This is a genomic window from Endozoicomonas sp. YOMI1, from assembly GCF_024606345.1.
Lineage (GTDB): Bacteria > Pseudomonadota > Gammaproteobacteria > Pseudomonadales > Endozoicomonadaceae > Endozoicomonas.
The window spans coordinates 1-3867 of record NZ_JAHHPM010000359.1 but is presented as its reverse complement, the minus strand read 5'-3'; the positions used below and the strand labels follow the sequence as shown (position 1 = coordinate 3867).

The window sequence follows — 3867 nt, the reverse complement described above, 5'->3', positions numbered from 1 at the left end:
CAAACTCCGTTCGTCCTGAGCGGAGTCGAAGGGCGTAAACTCCATACCCTGAATACTGTGCCAATCACCCTTCGTTCGTGCTTCCTGAGCGGAGTCGAAGGACGCTCAGGGTGAACGGAGATTTTACACATCAAACTCATCGAAATGATGTACTAGCTGGATAATGGCACTACCCGCAGTAATTGGCCTTCTTCAATGTTAAGCGCTGAAGCCTGTTTTTGGGTGATTTTGACGAATTCCAGTCCTTCATAGGAGAGATTGCCCATGATGCAGCAAAAATCGTTCAACTCACTATTGGCCATCAGCCAGCGGCGCTGGTCCGTTGTGTTGTTTTCAACAATTTTAACTTTGTACTGTCGTGAATCCCTTACTGAGCGTACATCTTTGACTCTGGCTTCCAGTAGCGGACCCGCATCAAAAATATCCACATAGCCGGTGTAATGAAACCCTTCAGATTCCAGCAGATGTCGGGCAGGTGTTGTGCTTTCATGGGTAATACCAATGACATCCCTGGCTTCATAAGGCAGCAAATTGGTGTAGATTGGATGGCGAGGCATCAGCTCGGCAATAAACGCTTTATCGACGGTGGATTGGCGATCAGCTTCCGTAAAGTCCACAGCAAAGAAGTGCCGACCCAGGGCTTCCCAGAAAGGGGAAACTTCCTGATCATCACAGTAGCCACGCATTTCTGCAAAGAGGCCTTCAGCAAACAGTTCTGGAAAGGCCGCCATAAACAACATACGACTCTTGGAAAGAAAGGTGCCGTTTTTGGAGTGACGATAATCCGGCAGCAAAAAGAGCGTACAAAGTTCTGAAAAGCCGGTATGGTCACTGCAGAGCATCAGGGTGTCCACCATGGTGTAGACATCCAGTTGTTGTGAGGCATGAACCTGTTTGCTCACCTTATAGTTATACCAGGGAGCCTCAAGTCCTACGGCGGACTCGATACCCGCAGTACCCATAACCTGACCGGTTTCGGTATCTTCCATCACAAACAGATAGAGATTATTTTTTGGTTCTGCTGCAGAAGTACTTTTTTCCTGCGATGTTGCCAGCGAAGCCTGCATAAAGGAGGTGAGTGCCCATGCCAGTTTATTATCAACCATGGGGCGGTTAGGTTGCAGGGAGGTGAATCCGGCGCCAGTCTGGTTGGCGATTTGCCAGAGAGCCTCACGATCCTGCTCATGTATGGGGCGAATAACAATCATAGTCAGACTCTGCCTTCGTTTTAATAATCAGTTAGTTATCGCGACACAAAGAGACCTGGAAATGTTACCTAAATTTTTATTAATGGAAAGACCATACAAACAGAAAAAGTGCATCTATAGTTTGGTTTCAATAATTCAGGAAATGATACCGCTCCGCGCACGTTGTTAGTGGTAAAAACAGTTCCCCCAAAAACACCTATGATTCAGTCACCCGTTTCTTTGCCTGTGGTTCCACGGCCTTCCGAGCCGAGTGAGTCCTCTTCTGTTCGGCCTGCAATTGGCAGCACCGCTATTTCACCTGTCGAGCCTGAGGGAACCTTTATCAAAAAAGAACCCTTCTCGTTCACTGAGCGTTGTAAGTCGCTGTTCAGCAGGGTTGTCTGTGCCGTAGAAACGAGTCTGTGGCATGTTATGGACGCATTCAACTGGGCGGGTTATCTGGCCATTTGGGCCATGGCTGGCGCTACTTTTATGGTTGGTATGATGGCCTTACCGATCATTCTTAAATCTGCCCTGACCGGCATCATTATTATGGCTTGTGAAGCGATAGGGGAGGCCGTACTGCGATATTATTCAAGCGATCAGTTCCCAACGGATCGCCTGCCCGTAAAGTTAGACAGACTCCCGATAGAGAAGCTGCCTGTTCTTGGGGATTTCCTGAGCTTTCGGTGGCTGAGACACCTTCCATTTCAGGGAGAGCGATGTGATGAAAATAAATTGACCTATTTTGGCAGTCGAATGGTGGTTGGTGGGGTCTATGGCAGCTTTCTTGGTTTTTTCACGTCGTTAATCACTCTGTCTCCCTACAGTATATTGGCTACGGGAGCGGTAGCCGCAGGCATCGCCTTTGGCCTGAGGTTTCTCGGATGCGCCAAGGTAGCCCTGGATTTTGTCTTTCTCTCCAATCATGAAATGAATGAGGGGCGTCTTTACCATAAAGATAATTTTATCAATCGCTCTATCAGAGACAGGTTGGTTGGGAATACAGAGTCGTCGAATTATTTTCCCATGCCACCCCCCGAGAATATCGATGCAGCGTTCCAGCTACTGAGTATCCGTCAGGATATAGAGGCAATTACCAAGGACAATATTTATCAGGCGGCACAAGCCCGTTGCCATGAAAAAGCGCAGTCAGGACTACCAAAAGAGCTCTTTGACCGGGAGGTGAGTCTGGTCAAACACGCTCAGGAACAATTATATCGATTTGTCACACAACGGGATTTGCAGGATGCAAAAAGGCGGGAGTTGCAGGCAAGGCTGGTTCATCAGGCTCAGGAACAAGAGAGAATAGATCGGAATTTGCTGGGTTTACCGGCGGAAGGTGAGCTGACGCCTGAGCAGATTGAAGCTGGCTACCGACAGGCCCTGGATGAGTATGAGCGCTACAGGGATCAGGATATCAATGAGATTGACCGTGCGGCAGTGCGGCTGAGAGAGGCCAATATCAATAGGGATGCTGTCTCTGTGGCTTGATGCGATGTCAAATTACAGGGGAGAAGATGCAGAGTGTGAATGTGTCTCTACATCTTCTGCACTGAAATAAGCCGTTTCGTTATTTCTGCCAGTTCATGTACCATTGGGCAAACTTTTGTAACCCTTCTTGAATAGACGTCGATGGTTTAAAATCGACCGTCTCCATCAAGTCACTGACATCGGCATAGGTTGCATAAACATCACCGGGCTGCATCGGTAAATATTGCTTTTTGGCTTGTTTACCAATGGCATTTTCCAGTGCTGTGATAAACGTCATCAGTTCAACAGGCTGGTTGTTACCGATATTGTAAACCCGATAAGGTGCTGAGCTTCGGCCTGGGTCAGTGCTGTCAAAATGATCTGACTTTGTCGGAATAACCTCCTGAATGCGTACTATACCTTCCACGATATCATCAATGTAGGTGAAGTCTCTTTGCAGCTTGCCCTCATTAAAGACGGGGATGGCTTCTCCACGGTTGACCATCCGGGTGAACTTGAAGTAAGCCATGTCCGGGCGCCCCCATGGACCGTACACAGTGAAAAAACGCAGGCCAGTGGTAGGTATGCCGTAGAGATGGGAGTAGGTGTGGGACATCAACTCATTGGATTTCTTGGTCGCTGCGTAGAGCGAAACCGGATGGTCAACCGCATCCGTGGTTGAAAATGGCATTTTGGTATTCATGCCATAAACAGAACTGGAAGAGGCGTAGACAAGGTGCTCTACCTCGTTGTTGCGGCAACCTTCCAGAATGGTGGCATGGCCTACCAGGTTACTGTCGATATAGGCCATTGGGTTTTCGATGGAGTAACGGACGCCCGCCTGAGCGGCCAGATGAATCACCCGGTCGAACTTTTCCTGCTTGAACAGTGCGGCCATGCCTTCGCGATCAGCCAAATCGAGTTCAACAAAACGAAAGTTTTTCAGCGGGGCCAGCTCATTGAGGCGGCCATGCTTAAGGCTGACGTCGTAATAGTTATTGAGATTATCGATGCCAACCACTTCATGTCCCATTTCACAGAGACGTTTGGTGGTAAAGAAGCCAATAAAGCCTGCGGCTCCGGTGACCAGATATTTCATCGTGGTTTACCTGTAAGGTGGGCTTAGGAATTGCCCCGGAATAATTTGCATAATTCTGAGTTTCAAAACTACGTTCGTCCTGAGCCTGTCGAAGGGCGTGAACTCCGG

General features: G+C 48.6%; 3 protein-coding genes. 1 reads left to right on the top strand and 2 read right to left on the bottom strand.

The annotated features are described in order from the left end of the window. Positions 1-152 precede the first annotated feature (152 nt). Positions 153-1208, bottom strand: a complete 1056-nt coding sequence (gene astA / locus KDK15_RS12940) for an arginine N-succinyltransferase (RefSeq protein WP_257295796.1) — start codon at positions 1206-1208, stop codon at positions 153-155. Between the two features lie 198 nt (positions 1209-1406). Between astA and KDK15_RS12935 the strand changes: the two genes are divergently transcribed. Further along, on the top strand, positions 1407-2681 hold the full coding sequence (locus KDK15_RS12935; RefSeq protein WP_257295795.1) for a hypothetical protein: 1275 nt from the start codon (positions 1407-1409) through the stop codon (positions 2679-2681). A gap of 79 nt (positions 2682-2760) precedes the next feature. Here the strand turns inward: KDK15_RS12935 and KDK15_RS12930 are convergent, their stop codons facing one another. Beyond that, positions 2761-3759 (bottom strand): NAD-dependent epimerase, encoded by a 999-nt coding sequence (locus KDK15_RS12930; RefSeq protein WP_257295794.1) that lies wholly within the window; start codon positions 3757-3759, stop codon positions 2761-2763. Positions 3760-3867 lie beyond the last annotated feature (108 nt).

Excerpts from the sequence above, each read along its gene's own strand:
- astA (WP_257295796.1), bottom strand. The coding sequence starts at position 1,208 with ATGATTGTTATTCGCCCCATACATGAGCAGGATCGTGAGGCTCTCTGG.
- KDK15_RS12935 (WP_257295795.1), top strand. The coding sequence starts at position 1,407 with ATGATTCAGTCACCCGTTTCTTTGCCTGTGGTTCCACGGCCTTCCGAG.
- KDK15_RS12930 (WP_257295794.1), bottom strand. The coding sequence starts at position 3,759 with ATGAAATATCTGGTCACCGGAGCCGCAGGCTTTATTGGCTTCTTTACC.